Source organism: Bradyrhizobium sp. ORS 285 (genome assembly GCF_900176205.1).
In the GTDB taxonomy this organism is placed as follows: Bacteria; Pseudomonadota; Alphaproteobacteria; order Rhizobiales; family Xanthobacteraceae; genus Bradyrhizobium.
Window position 1 is genome coordinate 3,970,444 of record NZ_LT859959.1, and the last position, 24,101, is coordinate 3,994,544.

Genomic DNA, 24,101 nt, shown 5'->3' on the forward strand with positions numbered 1-24,101 from the left:
ACGACTGCGTTCCTTCCTCACCTTCGAACTCGCCTTCAAACCCTGGCCCTCTGCGCACTTGCCGCGCTGGTCTGGGGCTCTGGAATGACATCCGCTCACGCCCAGAGCATCGTCGTGATGGTGAACGGCGATCCGATCACCGATTACGACATCGAACAGCGCACGAAGCTGAACTTCCTGAGCACCCGCAAGCAGCAGTCTCGCCAGGAGATCATCAACGAGCTGATCGACGACAAGGTGAAGATCAAGGAAGGCAAGAAGTTCGGCGTCGAGCCGACCTCCGCCGATATCGACCAGTCCTATGCCGGCATGGGCTCTCGCATGCGTGTCAACGCCGAGCAGCTCACCAGAACGCTCGAGAGCCAGGGCGTGCGGCCTGACACGCTCAAGGCTCGCATCAGGGCCGAGATCGTCTGGACCAGCCTCGTGCGCGGCCGCTACAAGGAGCGCCTGATCATCTCCGATAAGGAGGTGGCGGCAGCCGTCACCGCGGCCGGCGGTGACAACGACCAGCAGGGTCAGGCGTTCGAATACAAGATGCAGCCGGTGGTTCTGATCGTCGCGAACTCGTCCAATCAGGGCGCGATGGAAATCCGCCACAAGGAAGCCGAGGCTCTGCGGGCACGCGTGCAGAGCTGTGCCGACGCCAACACCATCTTCAAGACCACGGCGAACGCCGTCATCAAGGAGATCGTGGTCAAGACGTCAGCGGATATCCCGCCCAATCTGCGCAAGCTGTTGGACGATACCCCGATCGGTCACCTGACGCCGCCGGAATCGACCAAGCAGGGCATCCAGATGGTGGCCCTCTGCTCGCGCACGCCGACCACGATCGACACGCCGAAGAAGCGCGAGATCAAGGAACAGATGTACGCCAAGAAGTACGAGGCGACGTCGAAGGCCTATCTGCAGGAAGTCCGCAAGGCGGCGATGATCGAATATCGCCGATGACGAAGCCGCTCGCGCTGACCTTGGGGGAACCGGCAGGTATCGGCCCCGATATCACCCTGCAGGCCTGGCTGCGCCGGAGCACACTTGGACTTCCCGTCTTCTACGTGCTCGGTGATCCCGCGTTTCTGGCGCAGCGGGCCAGGCTCCTCGACCTGCAGATCCCGGTGGCCGAGGTGCGACCTGAGGAGGCATCGCAGGCCTTCGCCAGCGCCCTGCCCGTGGTTTCCACCGGCCATCGTGTCACGGCCCTGCCCGGCCGGCCCGATGCCACCAGTGCAGACGCGGCCATCGGTTCGATCCGGCACGCCGTTGCCGACGTCCAGGCCGGACGCGCCGCAGCCGTCGTGACCAATCCGATCGCCAAGGCCGTGCTGTATCGCGCCGGCTTCTCCCATCCCGGCCATACCGAATTTCTCGCCGAGCTCGCCGCCGACGGCGGAGCCGTCCCGCAACCGGTGATGATGCTGTGGTCGCCTGATCTTGCGGTCGTGCCGGTGACCATCCATGTCGCCCTGCGCGATGCGATCGAGCAGCTCACGAGCCCGCTGATCACCTCGACAACGCGCATCGTGGCCGCCAGCCTGCGCCGTTATTTCGGGGTGTCACGGCCGCGCATCGCGATGTCCGGCCTCAATCCGCATGCCGGCGAAGACGGCACGCTCGGCACCGAGGAAGACACGATCATTGCGCCTGCAATCGCGACGTTGCGCAACGCCGGCCTCGACGTGCAGGGACCGCTGCCCGCCGACACGATGTTTCACGCGGCCGCGCGCAAAAATTATGATTGCGCCGTCTGCATGTATCACGATCAGGCGCTGATCCCGATCAAGACACTGGCGTTCGACGAGGGCGTCAACGTCACGCTCGGCCTGCCGTTCATCCGGACCTCGCCGGATCACGGTACGGCGTTCGGCATCGCCGGCAAGGGCACCGCCAATCCGGCGAGCCTGATCGCAGCCTTGCAGCTCGCCGCGCGCATGGCCAGCCAATCGTCATGAGCGCGATCGACGACCTCCCGCCGCTGCGCGAGGTCATCCGCGAGCACCAGCTGTCGGCGCGCAAGGCGCTCGGCCAGAACTTCCTGCTCGATCTCAATCTCACCGCCCGCATCGCGCGTGCCGCAGGTCCGCTCGAGGATGCCACCGTGGTCGAGATCGGCCCGGGCCCGGGCGGCCTGACGCGCGCTTTGCTCGCGCTCGGCGCCCGTCACGTGATCGCCATCGAGCATGACGAGCGCGCCATCCCCGCGCTGCAGGCGATCGCAGCGCGTTATCCCGGGCGCCTCGAGATCGTCTGCACCGACGCCCGCACCTTCGACGTCCGTCCCTATCTCGGCAGCACCAAAGCCAAGATCGTCGCCAACCTGCCCTACAACATCGCGACGCATCTGTTGATCGGGTGGCTCTCCGCGGAGCCGTGGCCGCCCTGGTACGACATGATGGTGCTGATGTTCCAGCGCGAGGTCGCCGAGCGCATCGTCGCCACGGAGGACGAGGAGGCCTATGGCCGGCTCGGCGTGCTCGCCAACTGGCGTTGCGAGACCAAGATCCTGTTCGACATCTCGCCGTCGGCCTTCGTGCCGCCGCCGAAAGTCACCTCATCCATCGTGCGGTTGGTGCCGCGCCCGGAGCCCGAACCGTGCGACCGCCGTGCGCTCGAGCAGGTCGCCGCTGCCGCCTTCGGTCAGCGCCGCAAGATGCTGCGGCAGAGCCTGAAGTCGCTGCCCACGGATCCCGCGCGCCTCGCCGCCGCCGCCGGCATCGATCCGACCCGCCGCGCCGAGACCATTCCCGTCTCCGGCTTTGTTGCCATGGCCCGCGAATTGACCAATAGTCGCAACGATAACAAGACCTAACAACAAGCATTTCAGGGAGATTCATCATGGCGTTGATGCGTCGTCAGTCGCTCGTCAAGTTCGATGCACCGCTGTGCGAGACGATCGTCGAAACTCCAAAGCCGCAGGGACGTGAAGTTCTCGTGCGCATCGAACGCTGCGGCCTGTGCCACTCCGACCTGCACATCCAGGATGGCTACGCCGATCTCGGCAATGGCAAGCGCCTGGACACCACGCGCGGCATGACGCTGCCGTTTACGCTTGGGCACGAGATCGCCGGCGTCGTCGACGAGGTCGGACCGGAGGTGCCCAAGGAGCTGATCGGCGCCCGCCGCGCGGTATTTCCGTGGATCGGCTGCGGCCAGTGCCGCGACTGCGCCAATGGCGACGAGAATTTGTGCGCCAAGCAGCGCTTCCTCGGCGTCTCGATCGACGGCGGCTTTGCCACCCACGTGCTGGTGCCCGACGCGAAATACCTGCTCGAATATGATCCGCTGCCGGTGAACCAGGCCGCGACCTTGATGTGCTCGGGCGTCACGGCCTATGGCGCGCTGAAGCGACTCGTCGATCGACCACGCCAGCGCAACCTGCTGCTGATCGGTCTCGGCGGCGTCGGCATGATGGGCCTGTCATTCGCGCAGGCGATGTTCAAGCAGCCGATCTCGGTGGCCGATCTCTCCTCCGCCGCACGCGAGACGGCGCTGCAGAACGGCGCGGCGACGGCCTACGATCCGGCCGAGCCTGATGTGATCAAGCGCATCCTGAAGGAGACCGAGGGTGGCTTCGACGAGGTCGTCGACTTCGCCGGCAACGAGAAGTCGATGACGTTCGCAGTCTCGGTCGTGGCGCGCGGCGGCAAGATCGTGGTGTCCGGACTGATGGGCGGCCAGTTCACCCTACCGATGGTGCAGTGGGTCTACAAGCGCATGACGATCGAGGGCTTCATGGTCGGCACGCTCGCCGAAGGCCATGAGCTGATGGCGCTCGCGCGCGCCGGCAAGATCAAGCCGCCGCCGATGCGCGAGGAGCCGATGGCGGACGTGCAGAAGTGGATCGACGCGCTGCGCGCCGGCCATGTCGTCGGACGTGTCGTCCTGACCAACTAATAAGTCGCATTCAGCGGGCGGTGGTATTTGGCGCATCGCCGCCCGCTGACGATCTGCAGCTCCGCAGAGCGTTCGATCAGAGAACGACGGCACGTTTTCCAACGGCTTTCGTCGCCGATCATTTGTCCACAAACGCTACGGTTGTCGGCCTTGGCACGCGATCGCCACGGATGAATTGCGCCGCAGGCCTTCACCGATGTGACCACTTTGGCCCGAGATCACGGCCGAATTCGTCAGGCGAGACGAAATCTCTTGTGGGGAAAATGCCGCACTCGACGACGAAACAACCGAGCCAGAATTAATCCGGAATTGCGGCTCATTGCCACCCAACTTGTCTCCGAGAACGCGCCGTTGCGTAAGCGTATCCGGAGTCGTCAATGGCAGGCCGAACGGCAGGAGTTGCATTTGCCATTGCCGTTGGCGTCATCGGGACGGTCGTGGTCGCGCTGCCGCGTGTTGTCATTGCAGCAGAGGAGTGTCTCACCGAGCCGACGGGGGAGAAGTCCGATGCGCAGCGCTGGTACTATCGTTTTGATCGCGGCACCAACCGGCGTTGCTGGTATCTGAAGGATGCCAACGGCAGCAACACCGCGGCTTTGGCCCGGCCGGCCCAGCAACCGGCGCCGTGGGACTTCGCCCAGCCGGCTCCTCCCAAGCTGACGACGCGCCGGACCGACGGCCCTGCTCCCCGCGCGGCGGCCGACGCTCTTGCAGAAGCACCGCAGCCACGCCTGCGCACTGACCTCGCCGTCAGGGGCACGCCGAAACCACAGAACGTCGCGATCACGCCGACGACCTTGACGGCCTCGGACGCCAGCCTGCCGCGCGGCCTCGATAGCGCCTCGCCCTGGCCCTCGGCACCGCCGCCGCAGCAGCAGGCTGAGACGGCCAGCGGAGATTCAACCTCCGCCGCCATGGCCGACGACGGCAATGCCGACATGGCCAACACCACGCCGGCCTTCGACGGCCAAGGTGCCAACATTTCGAAGACGGCCAAGCCGGAAGCTCCGATCCACATGCTGATGCTGGTGGTGATCGGCGCTCTCGCGATTTCGGGCCTGCTCGCCAGCGCGCTCTACCGGCTCAGCCGCATGGGACGTCGCCGACGCGGCAACCGAAGCTGGCACGCGGATGCGGCGCGCAACCGTCGCTCCCGCACGCAGCCGCGGACCAAGGCGTCGCCCGCGGGCTCGCGCGCCGATCGTGGCGGCATGCCGCCCGCACCATCGCACGCCGGCAACAGCCGCGGTGCACAGCCGGCTTCAGCGCTCGATCTCGCCAGCGCGCGGCTGGCGTCTGCGCAGCCGGAGCCTGTCGAGCCTCGCGGATACCATCCAGGCCCCGCGCATCAGCACGGCCATCACCAGGCCGTCTCCGCGCGGCGGCGTGAGCTCGACGCCGCCTCGGACATGCAGCGGTCGCAAAACACGGACGCCGTGTGGCAGGCGGCCGATCAGCTCGCGGAGCACGCCGCGGCACGACGGGCTCCGCCCACAGCTCCCGACCACATCGCGGCGGCCGCTCAACCTTCCAGTACCGCGCCGATGCCCGCCGCTTCCCAGGCCCAGCAGGCGCAGACCGCTGCGGCCCAGATCGCCGCCGCACAGATGGCATTGGCGCAGGCCGCTGCGGCAAAGGCGAAGATGACTGCGGCCCAGACCAATGCCGTCGCACCTCCGGCTTCGCCTGGTCATGCCGCCTGGAGCGAGCCGACCGCGAATGAGACCTGGCCCGCACAGCGGACCGCTGCGCAAGCCCCCGCATTCGTCGCTCCAAACTCATCTCCGGCCGCTCCACTGCCGCAGCCGGTCCAGCCTGCCGCGGCCGCTGAGCCGCCCGCGCCGGTCGATGTCAGCGAAATCGTGACGGCGTTGCGCAAGGCCCGCGCGGGCGAAGCCGCATCACCGTCCGCCGGCGCCGCGCCGCTCGACGCCGCCAAAGTCATCGCCGCGCTGCTGGTGTCACGCGCGGCCAAGCGGCGCAACACGCAGCCCGCCACCGAGACCGGCGAGGCGCCGCATGCCGTCCCCGGTCCGGCCCTAGCTGTTTCGCAGCCGATGGCGGAGGCTGCCGCACCGCAGCCCGCCCAGGCACCGCAGCAGATGATGCCACAATTGCGCAGCGCGCAGCCGATCGCTCAGCCGGATTTTGCCATGTCCCAGCAAACGACCGGAGTCTCCGCGCAACCAGCCGCCGCCGATCCAGCGGCCGCGCTGATCGAGACGCTGCGCGCGCACGCGGCGCGACAGCCGACTTATCAGGCCGACGAGCGCGTCGGCGCGGCTGAACCGGAAGCGGTGTCGGACGAGAGCCGTGCGACCGCGGAGGAGGACGAGCTCGACGATCCCGCAGCGGCGCTGATCAACCTGCTGCAGTCGCGCTTCTCATTGCCGGAGGATGAGCTGGAGCCGGAGCAGCCGCCCGAGGAAGAGCTCGCGGCGTTCGCGGCCGAAGCTCCGCACAATGTGGCGCACCTGCATGACGATCCTGCCGCGCAACTGATGAGTCTGCTCGAGTCGCGGTCATCGATCCCGGCGGCGGTCCCGCCAGCGGCCGTCGAGCAACCGCGGCAGCGGCCTCAGCAGGCTCCGCAGCAGCAGCCGCAGCGAACTCCGCAGCAGCGCCCGCTGTTTGCCCCGACTCCGATGGAGGATTCGGCAACGCCGCCGCTCGATTTCATTCCGCGGCCGCCGGCACTGCGGCCGCGGCCACGCAATATTCAGCAGGACGAGTCGCTCGACGGCATCCAGGACATCTTGGCGCGCCTCGGTCGGCGCGCGTAGGAGGCGTCAGCTCTCGAGCTGGCTTTGCAGCTCGCGCACGAACGTCGTCAGTCCCGTGCGGCGCTCGCGCTTCAGCCGCTCGGCCTTGAGGATCGATTGCACCTCGGCAAATGCATCGTCGACGTTACGGTTGATGACGATGTAGTCGTACTCGGCCCAGTGGCTCATCTCATGGCTGGCGCGGCTCATGCGGCCGCGGATGACCTCATGGGAGTCCTGCGCGCGCGTATGCAGCCGCTTCTCCAGATCGGCCGCCGACGGCGGCAGGATGAAGACGCTGACGACGTCCTGGCGCGCCTTCTCGCGTAGCTGCTGTGTGCCCTGCCAGTCGATGTCGAACAGCACGTCCTGGCCGGCCGAGAGCGCGGCTTCCACCGGCCCGCGCGGCGTGCCGTAGCGGTTGTCGAACACGGTCGCCCATTCCAGCAGTTCGTTGCGCTTGACCATCTCCTCGAAGCGCGCGCGGTCGACGAAGTGATAGTCCCGGCCGTCGACCTCACCCGGCCGCATCGGCCGCGTCGTCGCCGAGACCGACATCCGCAGGCCCGTCATGCGCTCGATCAGCAGGCGCGACAGCGTCGTCTTGCCCGCGCCCGAAGGCGACGACAGCACGAACATCAGGCCGCGCCGCTCAACCCCGTCGAAGCTTCCGTCGTGAGCCGCCATGGATCACTCCAGATTCTGAACCTGTTCGCGAAACTGCTCGACCACCGTCTTCAGCTCGAGGCCGATATTGGTCAGCTCGATGTCGTTCGACTTCGAGCAGGTGGTGTTGACCTCGCGGTGGAATTCCTGGGCGAGGAAGTCGAGCCGGCGGCCGACCGGCCCGCCTTTGCCGAGCATCTCGCGCGCCTGCGCGATATGCGAGGCAATGCGATCCAGCTCCTCGCGGACGTCGGCCTTGGCGGCGATCAGCAGCGCCTCCTGCGCCAGGCGATCGGGATCGAAGCGGTCAGACGTGTCGAGCAAGGCTGCGACCTGTTCGGCCAGGCGCGCCTTGATGGCCTCCGGCTTGCGGCCCGGCGAGGCCTCCGCCCGCTTCGCCAGCCCCTCGATCTCATCGACGCGCTGATTGAGGATCTGGCCCAACGTATCGCCCTCACGCCGGCGCATTTCGACGAGCTGCTTCAACGCGGTCTCGAACGTCGCGATCGCCACCTCCTGGGCAGCCTTGTCCTCGGCCTCGTCGGTCTCGGGCTCGGCCACCTCGATCACGCCCTTGATCGACAGCAATCCGTCGATGCTCGGCGCGACCGCGTCGATGCGGCCGGACAGCGAGCTCGCGACCTTCACGACCGCCGCCAGCACGTCCTCGTTGATGCGCACCGTCGAGCCGGTCTCGGTGCGCTTGACGGTGAGGTTTGCATAGACGGTGCCGCGCGACAGCACCTCGGTGGCGCGCTTCTTGGCGAAGGCCTCGACCTCGTCCCAGCCCTGCGGCAGCCGCACCCGGACGTCCAATCCCTTGGCGTTGACCGACTTCAACTCCCACTCGAACGAGTAGGGACCGCTTGCCCCGTGGTGACGGGCAAAGCCGGTCATGCTCGACAGCGCCATTTCGTCAATATCTCCGGCAAATCAGCAGCGGGCGACAGACTCGCCCGCCAAAAGTGCGCGAACCTTACGGCCTTTTGGGCAAATGTTAAGCCCGGTTCTGCGCGGCCGGCATGCGTGGAAAATTATTGCTGAACGACCGGCGGGCTTGGCTGGGCCGCGCCCTGGCGCGCGCCGTTACCAGGCGCCGCACCTCCGGACGCACGGGGGGCCGGCGGCCTCTTGGCCCCCGCAGGCGCCCGCGGCGCGCCCGCGGCGGCGGCCGGATCAGCCGCTCCGCCAGCCACCGCCGGAGGCGCCTCCTCCGGCTCGATGGTGTCGTTCTGGGTCTGCCGCTCCATCGCCCGGAGCTTCGCAACGTTCTTCTGGTGAAGATCGTACGTCTCGGTGAAGGCGTGACCGCCGGTACCGTCGGCGACGAAATAGAGATCGCGCGTGCGTGCCGGGTTCGCGGTCGCTTCCAGCGAGGCACGGCCGGGATTGGAGATCGGCCCCGGCGGCAGGCCCTCGATCACATAGGTGTTGTACGGCGACGGCTGGGTGATCTCGCTGCGCTTGATCGGCCGGCCCAGCGTGCCCTTGCCGCCGACGAGACCGTAGATGATGGTCGGGTCGGACTGCAGCTTGATCCGCTGCCTGAGCCGGTTCACGAACACCGCAGCGACGCGGCTGCGCTCGTCGGGCTTGCCGGTTTCCTTCTCGACGATGGAAGCCAAGGTCACGAGTTGCTCGGGCGACTTCACCGGCAGATCCGGGCTGCGGCGCTCCCAGATCTCGGCGAGCACGCGCTTCTGCGCCTGCTGCATGCGCTGGATCACCTGATCGCGGCTGGTGCCGCGCGGGAACTTGTAGGTCTCGGGCAGCAGCGTTCCCTCACGCGGAATCTCGCGGACACTGCCGGTGAAGATCTCGTTGTCCGACAGACGGGCGACGATCTGCTCCGAGGTCAGGCCCTCTGGAATCGTGACGCCGTGCTGCACGACCTTGCCTTCGACGATCACGCCGATCACTTCGCGCAGCGAGGCATTCTTCTGGAACGCGTACTCGCCGGGCTTGAGATCGGAACTGGCCTTCAGCGCGTAGACGCCGCCGATGAAGATCCAGGGATTGACGTCGATCACGCCCTCGCGCGCGAGCACGTCGGCGATGTCGCGCTTGCCGGCGCGCTGCGGAATGTTGACGATCTTGTCGTCCTGCAGCGGCCCCGGCGCTTCGAGAATCTGACGGCCGTAATAATAGGCCGCGCCGGCACCGATCATCGCCAGGATCAGTAGGGTGATGATGGCATTGCCGACGACGACGAATGGATTGCGCGCCCGCTCGGAACGACGCGGCGGTGGCGGCACCCGTTCGGGCTCCAGCGCTGCGCGCGGACTACGGGGCGAGATGGGCGGCCGTTCACTCATCGATGCAACCTTCAGTCCTGTCGCTCTCGTCGTGGCCGCGCGCACCCCACGCCACCGACCCGCAGTTCTCGCCCATCCCTAACGATTCGTCATCGAATACGGCGAAAAGGTGTTTTCGCCTGCTATCGCCGCCATGCACATCCGCGTACCGCGGCGGTGCTCGGCCGCCTCGTGAAAGACACGCGAAGTGTTGGGTTCTAGTGTGGCTGCAGTCGGAAATCCGCGTGACAAACTGGCAACAGGCCCACGCGTCCGTCCGTCCTTCCTCACTAGTTCACCACGCGCCGCAGAACCACCGACGCGTTGGTGCCGCCGAAACCGAACGAGTTCGACAGCGCCACATTGATCTCGCGCTGACGCGGCTTATGCGGAACGAGGTCGATCGCGGTGTCCACCGACGGGTTCTCCAGATTGATCGTCGGCGGCGCGATGTTATCCCGAATCGCGAGAATGCTGAAGATCGCTTCGACGGCGCCGGCTGCACCCAGGAGATGACCGATCGACGATTTGGTCGAGGACATGGAGATCTTCGAAGCGGCATTGCCGAGCAGACGCTCGACCGCGCCGAGCTCGATCTCGTCGCCCACCTGTGTCGAGGTGCCGTGCGCGTTGATGTAGTCGAGGTCGGCGGCCGTGATGCCCGCGCGCTTCAACGCCGCGCTCATGCTGCGGAAGCCACCGTCGCCATCCGGTGACGGCGAGGTGATGTGATAGGCATCGCCCGACAGACCGTAGCCGCAGACCTCGGCATAGATCCGCGCGCCACGCGCCTTGGCGTGTTCATACTCTTCGAGCACGACGACACCTGCGCCCTCACCCATCACGAAGCCATCGCGATCCTTGTCGTAGGGACGCGAGGCCCGCTCCGGCGTCTCGTTGAAGCCGGTGGACAGCGCGCGCGCCGCGCAGAAGCCGGCCATGCCGATTCGGCAGATCGGAGATTCGGTTCCGCCGGCCACCATCACGTCGGCATCGCCGAGCGCGATCAGACGACTCGCATCACCAATGGCGTGCGCGCCGGTCGAACAGGCGGTGACGACGGAATGATTGGGACCCTTGAGGCCATGCTCGATCGAGACGTAACCGGAGGCGAGATTGATGAGGCGTCCGGGAATGAAGAACGGCGACACCTTCCGCGGACCGCGCTCCTTCAGCAGGATCGCGGTGTCGGCAATACCAGACAGACCGCCGATGCCGGAGCCGATCAGCGTGCCGGTGGCGCAACGGTCTTCTTCCGTCGCAGGGTGCCAATTGGCGTCATCGAGCGCCTGGCGCGCTGCGGCCATCGCGAAGATGATGAAATCGTCGACTTTGCGCTGGTCCTTCGGCTCCATCCACTGGTCGGCATTGAAAGTGCCATCGGAGCCATCGCCGCGCGGCACCTGACAGGCGACCCTGGCGGGCAGATCGGAGACCTCAAACGACTCGATCACGCGCGCGCCGCTTTGGCCCTGGAGAATTCGCTGCCAGGTCGTTTCCACCCCGCAGCCAAGCGGCGAAACCATGCCAAGGCCCGTGACGACAACCCGCCTCATATCCGTTTCTCCAGACCAGACCTTGCACGCAGGCAATGGGCTCGCGGCTTCACCTGCACCTCGGGTCATTGTTTCGAGCAACAATCTCGCGTGACGGAGCTTGCTGGTCGTAAGCCGGCGGCCGGCGGCAGCCGCGACAACACCGCCAACAGCAAGAAACCGGTCGACCGCACAAGACGGATCGGCCGGTTTCGCGCAACTCTCGCCGGAGCGTTAGCTCTTGGCGTTCTTCTCGAGGAACTTGGTGGCGTCGCCGACCGTCAGGATCGTCTCCGCGGCGTCGTCCGGAATCTCGCAGCCGAACTCTTCCTCGAAGGCCATGACGAGCTCGACCGTGTCGAGGCTGTCGGCACCCAGGTCGTCAATGAAGCTCGCGTTGTCGACCACTTTCTCGGGCTCGACACCAAGGTGTTCGACCACGATCTTCTTAACCCGCTCGCCAATCTCACTCATCGTTCAACCTCGTGCTTGTTCCTTTAAGACCCGACCCCCGGATGATCCGCGTCATCCCGGCCGCTAAACTTCCCTCGCAATCGCGCAAAACCAGATTTGCCCCGCAGCGCCCCTTTACCGAAGCTTGGCCGCCGACTTGCGGTCCGCAAACTTAGGAAACGGGGCCACTCACAACTCCAATCCTCACTCCACCAGTCCGGTACGCCTTCGACCCAGAGCGCTCAAACAGGAACCCAGATCAGCAGCACCAGCCGACGGAGGCCCGGCGAACGATGGCAGCTCGCCCCGCCAATATACAGGGTTTGGAAATCCTGCAATGGCGTTCTTCGTGCCCCCATCAGCCGCCCGGTTACCATACACGCGAATCATTGACCACACGGCCCGGCGCGGTCGCTGCGACGTCTTTTCGCCGCATTCCGAGCCGCAGCAGGCGGCTAGATCATCGCCATGCCGCCGTTGACGTGGATGGTCTGTCCGGTGACGTAGGCCGCCTCGTTGGAGGCGAGATAGACCGCAGCTGCAGCAATATCCTCGGGCGTGCCCAATCGCGCCGCCGGCACCTTGGCCAGGATGCTCTCGCGCTGCTTGTCGTTGAGCGCGTCGGTCATCGGCGTCTTGATGAAGCCGGGTGCGATGCAGTTGGCGGTGACGCCGCGCTTGGCATATTCGGCGCCGAGTGTCTTGATCATGCCGATGATCCCGGCCTTGGACGCCGTGTAATTGCCCTGACCCGGATTGCCGGTGACGCCGACGATCGAGGTGATCGCGATGATGCGGCCGAAGCGCTTGCGCATCATCAGCTTGGTAGCAGCGCGCGACAGGCGGAAGGTGGCGGTGAGGTTGACCTTGATGACCTCATCCCAGTCCTCGTCGCGCAGCTGCACGAACAGGTTGTCACGGGTGATTCCAGCGTTGGCGACGAGAATGTCGACCTGGCCCATCGCCTGCTCCGCAGCCGGCACGAGCGCTTCGACCTCGGCCGCATCCGACAGGTTGCAGGGCAGCACGTGGACACGGCTGCCCAGCTCGCCTGCCAAAGTCTCCAGCACCTCGCGACGCGTGCCGGACACGGCAACGGTCGCGCCCTGGGCATGCAAGGCCTTGGCGATCGCATTGCCGATGCCGCCGGTCGCGCCGGTGACCAGCGCGGTCCTGCCACTCAGATCGAACATCTCAACTCTCCTCACTGCCGCAGACGCGGCCCTTTACGATGCCTTCGCTGCGGCCAGCGCATCCTTGGCGGCCGCAATGTCCGCCGGTCCGCCGACGGCGATGCCGACCGCGCCATCGGCGATCCGCTTGACCAGGCCGCTGAGCACCTTGCCGGCGCCGATCTCGAAGAAGCGCGTCACGCCCTGGCCCGCCATATAGGCGATCGATTCGCGCCAACGCACCGTGCCGGTGACCTGCTCGACCAGACGACGGCGAATCTCGTCGGGATCGCTGATCGGCGCGGCGAGCACGTTGGAAATCAGCGGCGATGCCGGCGCCTTGATGACGACCTTGGACAACGCCTCGGCCATCACGTCGGCCGCCGGCTGCATCAGCTGGCAGTGGAACGGCGCGGACACCGGCAGCAGCATCGCGCGCTTGGCGCCCTTGGCGCGAGCGATCTCAACGGCGCGGTCCACAGCGGCCTTGTTGCCGGACACCACCACCTGGCCACCGCCATTGTCATTGGCAGCCTGGCAGACCTCACCCTGGGCCGCCTCTTCGGCGACAGCCACCGCGGCCTCGTAATCCATCCCGAGCAGCGCCGCCATCGCGCCGACCCCGACCGGAACCGCCTTCTGCATGGCAAGACCACGCGTGCGCAGCAGGCGGGCGGTATCGGCAATCGTCAGACTGCCGGCGGCCGCCAGCGCCGAATATTCGCCGAGCGAATGGCCGGCCACGAAGGCGGCGTCGCGGCCGACCGAGAACCCGGCCTCAGTCTCGAGCACCCGCAATGTCGCCATCGAGACCGCCATCAGGGCAGGCTGGGCATTTTCGGTGAGTTGCAGGGTTTCGGCGGGGCCTTCCCAAATAATGGTCGTCAGCTTCTCGCCAAGCGCGGCGTCGACCTCATCGAAGACCGCACGGGCGGCCGGAAACGCGTCCGCGAGCGCCTTGCCCATGCCGACGGCCTGGGACCCCTGCCCCGGAAAAGTGAATGCTGCCGTCATGGCCGCTCCCTGAACGTTTCAAAATCCCTGGAATTGAGTAACTTTGGCCGGAAAGACACTGGCCGGCCCCGTGATGTCAAGCGCGTGGCGGGCGCATTTCGACCACTTTCCCTTGCCTTGCGGCCCAAAATCGGTATAAGGCCCGCCATCCGTGGATCCCGAGCCGGGAGCTGAACGGACGGTCCCAGCAAATCCGCTTTGCTCGTTCCTGGGGATGTACCCTCTCCAGGATGTCCAGGCGACTTTGATGTGGCAGGGCCAGTCGGCCCGTCGTCCCGTGTTCCCGCCTTCTGAGCTGACGTCTGCGAGTCCTTTCCACAAGGGCTCGAAGGGCTTGACGCCGGGATTTGCGCCAACTTGGAAAGGACAGCCATGCCGCTTTACGAGCATGTTTTCCTCGCGCGTCAGGACGCGAGCACCCAGCAGGTGGAAGAACTGACGGCTCAGATGACCGGTATCGTCGAGGGTCTCGGCGGTAAGGTCATGAAGACCGAGAATTGGGGCGTTCGCTCCCTCACCTACCGCATGAACAAGAACCGCAAGGCGCACTTCGTGCTGCTCAACATCGACGCGCCGTCCGCGGCGATCGCCGAGATCGAGCGCCAGGAGCGGATCAGCGAGGACGTGATCCGTTACCTCAGCGTCCGCGTCGAGGAGCTCGAGGAAGGCCCGTCGGCGATGATGCGCAAGGCCGATCGCGACCGTGAGCGCGACGACCGCGGCGGTGGATTCCGCGGCGAGCGCGAAGGCGGCGGCTTCCGTGGCGATCGCGGTGACCGTGGCGATCGCGGTGACCGTGGCGATCGTGGCCCGCGCCGGCCCCGTGACGAAGAAACTGCGGACGAGGAGTAAGATCAATGGCTGAAGCCCCCGCACGTCGCCCGTTCTTCCGCCGCCGCAAGACCTGCCCGTTCACGGGTCCGAATGCGCCGAAGATCGACTACAAGGATTCGAAGCTGCTGATGCGCTACGTCTCCGAGCGCGGCAAGATCGTGCCGAGCCGCATCACGGCGGTGTCCGCCAAGAAGCAGCGTGAGCTGGCCCGCGCCATCAAGCGCGCCCGCTTCCTCGGCCTGCTGCCCTACGTCATCCGCTAAACGCGGATCCAAGACCTGATCCAAGACCGGCGGCCTCGCGCCGCCGGTTCTCTTTGTCGAAATCTCATAAGGCTTCCGGGTCGTCCGGTCGCCGATGGTTGGGGCCTCCTCGCCTCTAACCGCTCGAAGGGAGCGGGACAGCTGATGATCGGAACGCTTCTCATCGCGCTCGCGGCAGGCGCTGCCTCCGCCGTCATGTTCGCCTCGACGGTGTCGGGCGTGATGCTGTCGCTCGTGCTTGCGCTGTTCGCTGCCGTTCCGCTGATGGTCGCCGGCATCGCCTGGGGCCGCCTCTGCGCCGCGATCGGTGGCATCTTCGCCACGGCTTGCGTGCTGGCCGCCTTCAGTTTCTCGCGCGCCGAGATCTTTGCGATATCCGTCGCCCTTCCCGCCTGGTGGCTGAGCCATCTGATCCTGCTCGGCCGGACGGTGACCGGTCCGTCCGGTCAGGACAGCGTCGAATGGTATCCGCCCGGCAGCATCCTGCTGTGGGTCGCCGTGATCGCCGCGCTGATCGTCGCGTTCGCCTTCGGCACCGACGTGTCCGCCACGAATCAGTCGTTCCGGCGGCTGCTCGAGCGGGTGCTGGCCAGGACCGGCGCGCCAGAGGGCCTCGACGTTCCCCGGCTGCTCGAACTGCTGGTCTTCATGGCGCCGGTCATGGTCGCGATGATCATGACCACCATCCTCACGCTCAACGTCGTGATCGCCGCCAAGATCACCGCAGTCTCCGGCCGGCTGCTGCGTCCCTGGCCGCGCCTGCGCGAAACCAAGCTGCCGGTGATGACGCTGCCCGCTTTGTTCGCCGTGATCGCCTTCTGCTTCCCCGACGGCCTGGTCGGCCTGCTGGCGCGCATCGCGGCTGCAGCGCTGCTGACGGCCTATGCGCTCACCGGCTTTGCGGTGCTGCATACGCTCACTTTGCCAATGCGGACGCGGCCGCTGTGGCTCGGCCTCGCCTACGCGCTGATGCTGACCTTCATCTGGCCGCTCCCCGTGCTGGCCATGGTCGCGCTCGGCCTTGCCGACGCCGCCTTCGACCTCCGCCACCGCTTCGGCCCGCGGCAGCCGCCGCCGCTGCCGGTGCCGTAAGAATTTCACCTCATACCAACCACTTCCGAACATCTTGAAGGAGAACATCGATGGAAGTCATTCTGCTGGAACGTGTCGCCAAGCTCGGCCAGATGGGCGAGATCGTGAAGGTCAAGGACGGGTTCGCCCGTAACTTCCTGCTCAAGCGCAAGAAGGCGCTGCGGGCGACGGCCGAGAACAAGGCCAAGTATGAGGGCATGAAGGCCGAGCTCGAGGCCAACAACATCAAGGCCAAGGGCGAGGCGTCGAAGGTCGCCGAGAAGATCGACGGCCGCGACATCGTCATCATCCGCCAGGCATCGGAATCGGGCCAGCTGTTCGGCTCGGTCTCGGTCCGCGACATCGTTACCGCGCTCGCCGCCGACGGCATCACCGTCAGCCGGCCGCAGGTCTGGCTTGATGCGCCGATCAAGACCATCGGCCAGCAGAAGATCACCATCGCGATCCACCCGGAGGTCGAGACCTCGGTGACCGTGACGGTGGCCCGCAGCGCCGACGAGGCCGAGCGCATCAAGCGTGGCGAGGACATCTCGACCCGCCAGGAGGACCGCGACGCCGCCGCCGAAGCCATCGCCGCCGCCGGCGAGTTCTTCGATCCGGAGGCCCAGGACGAGGGCGCTGCCGAGCCGGCTGCGCAGTAAGCGCGCTGCATCAAAAAACAAAGCCCGGCTCATCGAGCCGGGCTTTTTTCAGTCTCACCGCGATGGCGACGACGGCACCGAGGGATCCGCCGGGACCGACTGGGTGGTCGCCGGGGCCGGCGTCACCGGCGGCACCGGATCGGCGCGGAGCGCGGGCGCCGCCTCGCTCGACCTGGCCGGCTCGACCCGCGGCGGCTCGGAGCGTGACGCGCTGTCGTCGCGAGCCGGAGCCGGAGCGGTCGCGCCGGTCGGCTCGCTCTTGGTTTCATCCGCGGCGGCGCCGTCCTGGGCCGGCTTCTTGCGCTTGCCGAGCTTGCCCTTCTTGGCGGGCGCTGCCGCCTCGCCGTCAGCAGGCGCGGCAGCCGGATCCGCGCCGGCTTCGGGCTTTGCCTCGGCCGGTGCCGAACGCTTCGAATGATGGCCGCGGCGGCGCGGCTCGGCCGGGCTCGCGGCATCATCCGCAGGCTTGGTCTCAGGCTTGGCCTCGGACGGCTCGGCCGCAGTCGCCCGCGCCCGCCGCTCGGAGCGCGTCTCCTTGCCCTCCTTATTACTGTCCTTGCCCGAATGACCCATGTAGCGCGCATCGGCGGCGCCGTTGGAGATCAGGTAGTTGGCGAGCACGCCGGCCATCTCGGGGCTCGTCGTGTAATGCTGGCGAAGAAATCCCGGCAGCGATCCCGCCGACACCGTCTTGGCCAGACCGCGCGGGGATTTGTGGCACACCACGCAGCTGCCGTTGAACAACTGAGCCGGGGACTTCCCCGCGTCCAGATTCTCCTGCGCCCTGGCCACCCCCGCCAGGCCCACGCAGAACACGGCAACCACCGCCGCCAAATTGAGCGCTCGGCCCACCATTCTCATTCTCCAGCCTATGGTTTTGCCCCACACGGCACCGTTCGCGATATCAGTCGCCGTGCTTCCCTCGCCACCGGCGACGTTCGAATTGTCGCCTGCGGTCATCCCAGGCCTCGCTCGGCACCAGTGTGCCGAACACCGGCTAAAGTCCGGTGGCCACCGCCTTTTTAGCGGATCGGAGGGGGAATGAAAGCGCACAGATGTCCCGCCGCGGAGATGTCCCAGCTTCAATATGCGTTCGAAATAACTGCATTGTGTCCGTCGACGAGGTCCACATATGCCTTCCAACCAACATAGGTAACATTGGAATGGGAACCAATCGGTTCTCAATGCGTCGAGTGCGACGGTCGGGCAAGTCAGCATCTTACGGGGGTAGCTCGTTGGGTGATGCGAATGGACCGTTTGCTGCGTACTCTGTTGGCTAACTTCATCTGCCGTGGGTCGATCAACTTCACGACCGCCGACGGCGCAACATTCAGCTGCGGAGACGGGACCGGCGTCCCGGTCGCGGCGCGCTTCGTGACCCGCCAGGCCGAGCGCCGGCTCCTGGCCAATCCCGAGCTTGCGCTCGGCGAGACCTATATGGATGGCACGTTCGTGATCGAGCGCGGCTCGGTCGCGGATCTGCTCTCCATCGTCATGAGCCAGCCGGCCGTGATGCCCGACTGGGCCAAGCCGCAATGGTGGGTGCGCTATCTCATCCGGCCGCTGCGCCAGCTCAACCTCAAGGCTCGCGCGCGCCGGAACGTGGCGCATCACTACGATCTCGACGGCCGGCTCTACTCGCTGTTCCTCGATGCCGACCGGCAATACTCCTGCGCCTATTTCGACGCACCGAATACGACACTGGATGATGCCCAGCTCGCCAAGAAGCGGCATCTCGCCGCCAAGCTGCTGATCGACCGCGGCCATCGCGTTCTCGACATCGGCTGCGGCTGGGGCGGGCTCGGGCTCTATCTGGCGGAGATGTACGAGGCCGACGTCACCGGCGTGACCTTGTCGGCCGAGCAGCTGCAGGTCGCCAATGCCCGCGCCGCGGAGCGAAACCTTTCGGCTTCCGCGCGCTTCCTGCTGCAGGATTATCGGGACGTGCCCGGCACGTTCGACCGCATCGTCTCGGTCGGCATGTTCGAGCATGTCGGCGCCGCGTTCTACGACACCTTCTTCCGCCGCTGCGCCGAGCTGCTCGACGACGACGGCGTGATGCTGCTGCATTCGATCGGGCGCTCGGAGGGGCCGGATTCCACCAATCCCTGGATCGCCAAATACATCTTCCCGGGCGGCTACATCCCGGCGATGTCGGAGGTGCTGCCGGCGATCGAGCGCGCCGGACTCCTGGTCTGCGACATCGAGATCCTGCGCCTGCATTACGCCGAGACGCTGAAGGCCTGGCGCGAGCGCTTCATGGCCCGCCGCGAGGAGGCCGTGCAGCTCTATGACGAGCGCTTCGCGCGAATGTGGGAGTTCTATCTGGCGGCGGCGGAAATGGGCTTCCGCAAGCAGAACATGATGAACTTCCAGATCCAGCTGACGAAGCGGCAGGGCATCGTGCCGATGACCCGCGACTACATCCCTCGCGAGGAGGCGCGGCTGCGCGCGCTGGAGCGTGGCGCACGTCCGGCGCTGCGGATGGCGGGGGAGTAGCGTGTGTCGCCAGCGCGCAGGATCTCGATGAGCCGACGCGTCGCGAGGACTCAAGGTGTCTCCACGCCCCCTGCTGTGGTCCCTGCGAACGCAGGGACCCATAACCACAGGCGGCTGTTGAGGCGCGCAACTGGGTCGGCATCTCGCGTCAGCATGCCTCCCTGTGGTTATGGATCCCGGGTCGGCGCCACGAGGCCGCTGACGCGGCCTCGCGGCTTGCCCGGGACGACAGCGGAGAACATCTGCTGGATCTCGAACTGCCGAAGGAAAGTCGTCGCTCTGCAGCTGCTCGCTGAGCTTCTCTATTTTGGGATGCGCCTTGTATTGCTCACACTCTAAAAGAGAGATCGCGCTCATCCGTCTCAAACTTTCGAACAAATCGTTCGATCTGTGAACTGGCTCACAGACCCCGGGAAAGCCCGGCCGTAATGTCCCGGCATGATCAAGAACCCGGCCCCAGCCATGTTGGAACCTCAGACCGACTTCAGCACCGACTACGCGCTGATTGCCGCCGGTGTGGGCGCTTCGCTCCTGGCCCTTCTGTATCTGCTGCTGATCTGAGCTCTCGCGCGGAGCGGACGCCAGACGCCGCACGCCTGCCTGCCGGCATCTCTCCCACCTCATAAGATCCTGCCCGCGATCATCATCTCGTACGCGCGCGTCGCATCTCGCCGCGTGATTGCACCGGAGTTCCGCTTCCCTGTCGGGAACGTTGAGTCCGCGGGTTCCCGTCAAGCACGGCATCTGGCGAGTCCGGATTCATCCACCAGATTTACCGGACAGTGAATTGCGCTCAGCTTTCGCTTCCGCTTCGTCGGCGACTGGCGCTTTATCCCCTCCCCTTCAAAGCTGCTAAACACGCATCCATGGCATTGACCGATTCGAACGTACTCAAGCTGGCTCCTCCGGACGCCGCGACCCCGGCCTATCGCACCGCGCCTCACAACATCGAGGCGGAGCAGGGTCTGCTCGGCGCGATCCTGGTGAACAACGACGCGTTCTATCGTGTGTCCGATTTCCTTGAGCCGAAGCATTTCTTCGAGCCGCTGCATCAGACCATCTTCGAGACCACCGGCAGCCTGATCCGCATGGGCAAGGTCGCGACGCCCGTGACCTTGAAGACGTTCCTGCCGGCCGATGTCGATCTCGGCGGCATGACCGTCGGCCAGTATCTGGCGCGGCTTGCCGCCGAAGCGACCACGATCATCAACGCGCAGGACTATGGCCGCACGATCTACGATCTGTCGTTGCGCCGCGACCTGATCGGCATCGGCGAGGACATGGTCAATGTCGCCTATGACGCGCCGGTCGACTTCGCGCCGCGCAACCAGATCGAGGACGCCGAGCGCAGGCTGTATGAGCTCGCGGAGTCCGGCCGCTACGATGGCGGGTTCCAGAAATTCTCTCAGGCGCTGACCACCGCGCTCGACATGGCCGCGAAAGCGTTCCAGCGCGACGGCAAGCTGTCGGGCATCTCGACGGGCCTGCGGGATCTCGACGCCAAGATGGGTGGCCTGCAGCACTCCGACTTGATCATCCTCGCCGGCCGTCCCGGCATGGGCAAGACCTCGCTCGCCACCAACATCGCCTACAACGTCGCCCAGGCCTACGTTCCGGAACTGCAGCCCGACGGCACCTACAAAGCGGCGCAAGGCGGCGTGGTCGGGTTCTTCTCGTGCGAAATGAGCGGCGAGCAGCTCGCCACCCGTATCATCGCCGAGCGCTCGGGCGTTCCCTCCAGCATGATCCGCCGCGGCGGCATCTCCGAGGCCGATTTCGAGAAGCTGCGCGAATGCTCCATCGAGCTGCAGTCGCTGCCGTTCTATGTCGACGAAACCGGCGGCATCTCGATTGCGCAGGTGATGGCGCGCGCCCGCCGGCTGAAGCGCCAGAAGGGCCTCGACCTCCTGGTGATCGACTACATCCAGCTGCTGTCGGGTTCGGGCAAGCGCGGCAATGACAACCGCGTGCAGGAAATCACCGAGATCACCACCAGCCTGAAGGCGCTGGCCAAGGAGCTCAGTGTTCCCATCATCGCGCTGTCGCAGCTGTCGCGTCAGGTCGAAAACCGCGAGGACAAGCGGCCGCAGCTGTCGGACCTGCGCGAATCCGGCTCGATCGAGCAGGACGCCGACGTCGTGCTGTTCGTGTATCGCGGCGAATACTACCTCGCCGCCAAGGAGCCGCGCCCCGGTACCGAGGAGCACCAGAAGTGGCAGATGGAAATGGATCTGGCGCTGGGCAAGGCCGAAGTGATCATCGGCAAACAGCGCCACGGTCCGACCGGCACGGTCGAGCTGCACTTCGACGCCTCGGTCACCCGGTTCGGCGATCTCGCGCATGACGGCCTGCCGCCGCAGAATCACGACTACTGACCGTGTGCTGTTGAACAGATGCGCTGCGGCGCGTAAAAGCGCCGCATGAGTGTTCCCGAGCAGAAACCCGCCGAGCAGCCGGTATTGGCTGACGAGGTCAGCCAAGTCCCCGCCAGCGCCACCGGCGTGCTGACCATCGACCTCGATGCGCTCGCCGCCAATTGGCGCAAGCTGGAAAAAACCGCGGTGCCGGCCGAATGCGCCGGCGTGATCAAGGCCGACGCCTATGGCTGCGGCATTCCGCAGGTGGCGCGCACGCTCGCCGCCGCCGGCTGCAAGACCTTCTTCGTCGCCACGCTCGGCGAAGCCAAGGTGGCCCGCAGCGCCCTGCCCGACCAGGCCGCGCTCTACGTGCTCGACGGATTCTTCCAGAACACCGGCGAGGACTACGCCGCGATCAATTGCCGCCCCGTCATCGGCGATCTCAACGAGCTCGCCGAATGGGACATGTTCTGCCGGCGCACGGGCTGGAAGGGCGGCGCCGCCATCCATGTCGACACCGGCATGAACCGGCTCGGGCTCTCGCCGGTCGACGCGCAAGGCATGATCCCGCGCATCCAGAGCGGCGACCACGGCATCACCCTGGTGATGAGCCATCTCGCCTCCGCCGAGCAGGTCAACAGCCCCGCCAACGCCCGCCAGCTCGCGGCCTTCCGCGAGGTCACCAGCGTCTTCACCGGCGTCCCGGCCGCGCTCGCCGCCTCCTCCGGCATCTTCCTCGGCGCCTCCTTCCAGTTCGACATGGTGCGCCCCGGTGCTGCGCTCTACGGCGTCAACCCGACGCCCGAGGCCGACAATCCGATGCAGCCGGTCGCCGGGATCAAGGCCCGTATCGTGCAGTTGCGCGACCTCGCGCGCGGCGATGTCGTCGGCTATGGCGGCACCTGGACGGCACGCCGGCCGACCAAGATCGCGATCCTTTCCGCCGGCTATGCCGACGGCTATTTCCGCGCCGCCTCCTCCAACGACGGCACCCGCGGCGCCGACGTCATCATCGCCGGCCAGCGCTGCCCCGTGGCAGGCCGCGTCTCGATGGACCTCATCGCCGTGGATGTCACCGACCTGCCACCGAAGGCCGCCCGCCGCGGCCACTTCGCCACCCTGCTCGGCGAAGGCATCACGGTGGACGAGCTCGCGCATCATTTCGGCACCATCGGCTACGAGGTCCTGACCAATCTCGGCCACCGCTATCACCGGATCTATAAAGGTGGTGCGGCGGTTGCGGAGAGCTGAGTTTCCGCAGCAGGCGCAGACGTTGGTTTGCGTTGCTGTTTCCCCGACGTCATTGCGAGCGCAGCGAAGCAATCCAGAGTCCCGCACACCACCCCTGGATTGCTTCGCTACGCTCGCAATGACGGGCTGATAGATATCGGCACCAACTCGCGACGGCGCCCGCTGTCGCTTCGTTCGTGGTGCCGGCGCTCGAACATGCGTTCTCATTCTCGCGGCATCCAGCGCCCGAGTTTTTCTTCTCGTTTTCACCCTCTTGAAGACGAGGGCGCAGGGAATGCTGGGTGCTGGCCGCAACCCATGGCCCGCCTGCAGCAAAAAAGCAGGCGGCAGTCACCACAGGTCCAGCCGGTCAACCGGCATTCCCTGCGCGATGGCTTCACGTCTTATGCGCACTCTCCCCGGGGATCGGCTGTCTTGCCCCCGTGACCGGCGGATCATCATCACCACCAGCGTAGCATCGGCGTCGAGATGCCAGGACCATACGTTTTCGACGTGCGCCTCGAGCCGTTCGTCCGCACGGCCAAGCCATGCTGCGACCCGAAGCGCCCACCGCATCCCACCCCGCGTGCCGTGACGATCGCGATACGCCCCTCGTGCCGAGGCGGGACGAAGCGAGTGAACCATATTTTTCTGATAAACGGAAGTCGAATATTTTTCGCGAAGGGACTGGACAGGGGTTGTCGCGTTGAGATTGCTCGCGAATTTCGTCGCGTCGCGCAGGGTCGACGGCACCGTCGAACTGATCAGAGAGGATCGGTGACGACCATGTCTCGTGCTACAAGGACGGGCCAGCCGCCCCCTCGAGATGAACGCCTCTTCGATGAATCGCACAATGGCTCTCGTCGCGATGATCATGTTCGCCACCACAGCAGCTCCGGCGCATCAAGACAGGATTTTGTCGCTCGGCTCAGACGGCACGATCTCGGGCCTCCCGCCTGCCTATCAGACAACGCGACTCCACGTTGCGTTCTCGAACGGCGATACGGGAGTGCTCCACGAGTTGAGCTTCTTCTCCTCAGGGCGAGAAACCCGCCTCCAACCATGTCTGCTGCGGCTCGTCGCCAAGGGCTCGCTTCGCGAACTATTTCTGACAGGTTCTTGGGATCATGAAGAAACGATCATGCCTCCCTATGTCCTCGTCGAATTCCGCCATCCGACTCCGCAGCAAGCCCCGGATCCGACTAGCGTTCGATTCCTGTTCAGCCTTCGAGACTCGACACTACTCGGCGTGACACTGCTCGTTATGATGCCGCCGTCTGCAAAGAGTCCAGAAGACGCCGCCGATGGACCCGAACGCAGGCAAGCAGCGATTCAATTCCAGCCGGTATCGGTCCTCGATGGTTGTCCAGCGTCGGCCCAGTGAACCGGTGGACTACC

The 24,101-nt window shown here is 66.0% G+C and carries 23 protein-coding genes; 14 read left to right on the forward strand and 9 right to left on the reverse strand.

The features are described from left to right. The first annotated feature begins 84 nt into the window (after positions 1-84). From BRAD285_RS17860 to BRAD285_RS17880, 5 genes are all read left to right on the forward strand, one after another. Positions 85-951: a SurA N-terminal domain-containing protein gene (locus BRAD285_RS17860; protein WP_006613431.1), complete on the forward strand. Its 867-nt coding sequence runs from the start codon at positions 85-87 to the stop codon at positions 949-951. Next, complete coding sequence (gene pdxA, locus BRAD285_RS17865; protein ID WP_035647557.1) at positions 939-1,949, forward strand: 4-hydroxythreonine-4-phosphate dehydrogenase PdxA; 1,011 nt, start codon at positions 939-941, stop codon at positions 1,947-1,949. Before BRAD285_RS17860 ends, pdxA begins: the two co-directional genes overlap by 13 nt. Continuing rightward, positions 1,946-2,806 carry a 16S rRNA (adenine(1518)-N(6)/adenine(1519)-N(6))-dimethyltransferase RsmA gene (rsmA, locus tag BRAD285_RS17870; protein ID WP_006613429.1) on the forward strand — a complete coding sequence of 287 codons (861 nt, stop codon included), beginning with the start codon at positions 1,946-1,948 and terminating at the stop codon, positions 2,804-2,806. Before pdxA ends, rsmA begins: the two co-directional genes overlap by 4 nt. Before the next feature lie 26 nt (positions 2,807-2,832). Continuing rightward, positions 2,833-3,891 carry an alcohol dehydrogenase gene (locus tag BRAD285_RS17875; protein ID WP_006613428.1) on the forward strand — a complete coding sequence of 353 codons (1,059 nt, stop codon included), beginning with the start codon at positions 2,833-2,835 and terminating at the stop codon, positions 3,889-3,891. A gap of 377 nt (positions 3,892-4,268) precedes the next feature. Then, the gene (locus BRAD285_RS17880; RefSeq protein ID WP_006613427.1) at positions 4,269-6,674 is read left to right on the forward strand and encodes a hypothetical protein; all 2,406 of its coding nucleotides are present in this window, start codon (positions 4,269-4,271) and stop codon (positions 6,672-6,674) included. Between the two features lie 6 nt (positions 6,675-6,680). Here the strand turns inward: BRAD285_RS17880 and gmk are convergent, their stop codons facing one another. From gmk to fabD, 7 genes are all read right to left on the reverse strand, one after another. Next, positions 6,681-7,340 (reverse strand): guanylate kinase, encoded by a 660-nt coding sequence (gmk, locus tag BRAD285_RS17885; protein ID WP_006613426.1) that lies wholly within the window; start codon positions 7,338-7,340, stop codon positions 6,681-6,683. Between the two features lie 3 nt (positions 7,341-7,343). Next, positions 7,344-8,231: a YicC/YloC family endoribonuclease gene (locus BRAD285_RS17890; protein WP_006613425.1), complete on the reverse strand. Its 888-nt coding sequence runs from the start codon at positions 8,229-8,231 to the stop codon at positions 7,344-7,346. A 122-nt stretch (positions 8,232-8,353) separates the two neighbouring features. Then, positions 8,354-9,634 (reverse strand): endolytic transglycosylase MltG, encoded by a 1,281-nt coding sequence (mltG, locus tag BRAD285_RS17895; protein ID WP_087877657.1) that lies wholly within the window; start codon positions 9,632-9,634, stop codon positions 8,354-8,356. Between the two features lie 269 nt (positions 9,635-9,903). Then, complete coding sequence (gene fabF / locus BRAD285_RS17900) at positions 9,904-11,169, reverse strand: beta-ketoacyl-ACP synthase II (protein ID WP_006610956.1); 1,266 nt, start codon at positions 11,167-11,169, stop codon at positions 9,904-9,906. A 213-nt stretch (positions 11,170-11,382) separates the two neighbouring features. Next, entirely contained in the window at positions 11,383-11,622 is a 240-nt protein-coding gene (locus tag BRAD285_RS17905) for an acyl carrier protein (protein WP_006610957.1), read from the reverse strand. A 434-nt stretch (positions 11,623-12,056) separates the two neighbouring features. Then, a complete protein-coding gene (gene fabG / locus BRAD285_RS17910) occupies positions 12,057-12,794 on the reverse strand; it encodes a 3-oxoacyl-[acyl-carrier-protein] reductase (RefSeq protein ID WP_006610958.1) in 738 nt (245 codons plus the stop codon). A 33-nt stretch (positions 12,795-12,827) separates the two neighbouring features. After that, the gene (fabD, locus tag BRAD285_RS17915; RefSeq protein WP_006610959.1) at positions 12,828-13,787 is read right to left on the reverse strand and encodes an ACP S-malonyltransferase; all 960 of its coding nucleotides are present in this window, start codon (positions 13,785-13,787) and stop codon (positions 12,828-12,830) included. Between the two features lie 372 nt (positions 13,788-14,159). Between fabD and rpsF the strand changes: the two genes are divergently transcribed. The 4 genes from rpsF (at position 14,160) to rplI (ending at position 16,617) form a co-directional block, all read left to right on the forward strand. Then, positions 14,160-14,639, forward strand: a complete 480-nt coding sequence (gene rpsF / locus BRAD285_RS17920) for a 30S ribosomal protein S6 (protein ID WP_006610960.1) — start codon at positions 14,160-14,162, stop codon at positions 14,637-14,639. 5 nt (positions 14,640-14,644) lie between these two features. After that, positions 14,645-14,884, forward strand: coding sequence for a 30S ribosomal protein S18 (rpsR, locus tag BRAD285_RS17925; protein WP_006610961.1), 240 nt, complete (start codon positions 14,645-14,647; stop codon positions 14,882-14,884). A 144-nt stretch (positions 14,885-15,028) separates the two neighbouring features. Continuing rightward, positions 15,029-15,976, forward strand: coding sequence for a hypothetical protein (locus tag BRAD285_RS17930; RefSeq protein WP_006610962.1), 948 nt, complete (start codon positions 15,029-15,031; stop codon positions 15,974-15,976). 50 nt (positions 15,977-16,026) lie between these two features. Next, positions 16,027-16,617 carry a 50S ribosomal protein L9 gene (rplI, locus tag BRAD285_RS17935; RefSeq protein WP_006610963.1) on the forward strand — a complete coding sequence of 197 codons (591 nt, stop codon included), beginning with the start codon at positions 16,027-16,029 and terminating at the stop codon, positions 16,615-16,617. A 54-nt stretch (positions 16,618-16,671) separates the two neighbouring features. Here rplI and BRAD285_RS17940 read toward each other — a convergent pair whose 3' ends face one another. Beyond that, positions 16,672-17,472: a hypothetical protein gene (locus tag BRAD285_RS17940; protein ID WP_006610964.1), complete on the reverse strand. Its 801-nt coding sequence runs from the start codon at positions 17,470-17,472 to the stop codon at positions 16,672-16,674. Between the two features lie 393 nt (positions 17,473-17,865). Here BRAD285_RS17940 and BRAD285_RS17945 point away from each other — a divergent pair, with 393 nt between their 5' ends. The 4 genes from BRAD285_RS17945 to alr all read left to right on the forward strand — a co-directional run bounded on the left by BRAD285_RS17945 (position 17,866) and on the right by alr (position 22,724). Next, the gene (locus tag BRAD285_RS17945; RefSeq protein ID WP_035645665.1) at positions 17,866-19,116 is read left to right on the forward strand and encodes a cyclopropane-fatty-acyl-phospholipid synthase family protein; all 1,251 of its coding nucleotides are present in this window, start codon (positions 17,866-17,868) and stop codon (positions 19,114-19,116) included. A 438-nt stretch (positions 19,117-19,554) separates the two neighbouring features. Then, on the forward strand, positions 19,555-19,677 hold the full coding sequence (locus tag BRAD285_RS36530) for a hypothetical protein (RefSeq protein WP_256387647.1): 123 nt from the start codon (positions 19,555-19,557) through the stop codon (positions 19,675-19,677). 305 nt (positions 19,678-19,982) lie between these two features. After that, a complete protein-coding gene (locus BRAD285_RS17950) occupies positions 19,983-21,491 on the forward strand; it encodes a replicative DNA helicase (protein WP_035645668.1) in 1,509 nt (502 codons plus the stop codon). A gap of 45 nt (positions 21,492-21,536) precedes the next feature. Then, complete coding sequence (gene alr, locus BRAD285_RS17955) at positions 21,537-22,724, forward strand: alanine racemase (protein ID WP_006610968.1); 1,188 nt, start codon at positions 21,537-21,539, stop codon at positions 22,722-22,724. A gap of 330 nt (positions 22,725-23,054) precedes the next feature. Here the strand turns inward: alr and BRAD285_RS35435 are convergent, their stop codons facing one another. Continuing rightward, on the reverse strand, positions 23,055-23,579 hold the full coding sequence (locus BRAD285_RS35435; protein WP_139020601.1) for a hypothetical protein: 525 nt from the start codon (positions 23,577-23,579) through the stop codon (positions 23,055-23,057). On the opposite strand from BRAD285_RS35435, the gene BRAD285_RS17965 reads away from it, so the two are divergent. Next, on the forward strand, positions 23,557-24,087 hold the full coding sequence (locus tag BRAD285_RS17965) for a hypothetical protein (RefSeq protein ID WP_035645674.1): 531 nt from the start codon (positions 23,557-23,559) through the stop codon (positions 24,085-24,087). The two genes, BRAD285_RS35435 and BRAD285_RS17965, sit on opposite strands and share 23 nt — an antisense overlap. Positions 24,088-24,101: the final 14 nt, after the last annotated feature.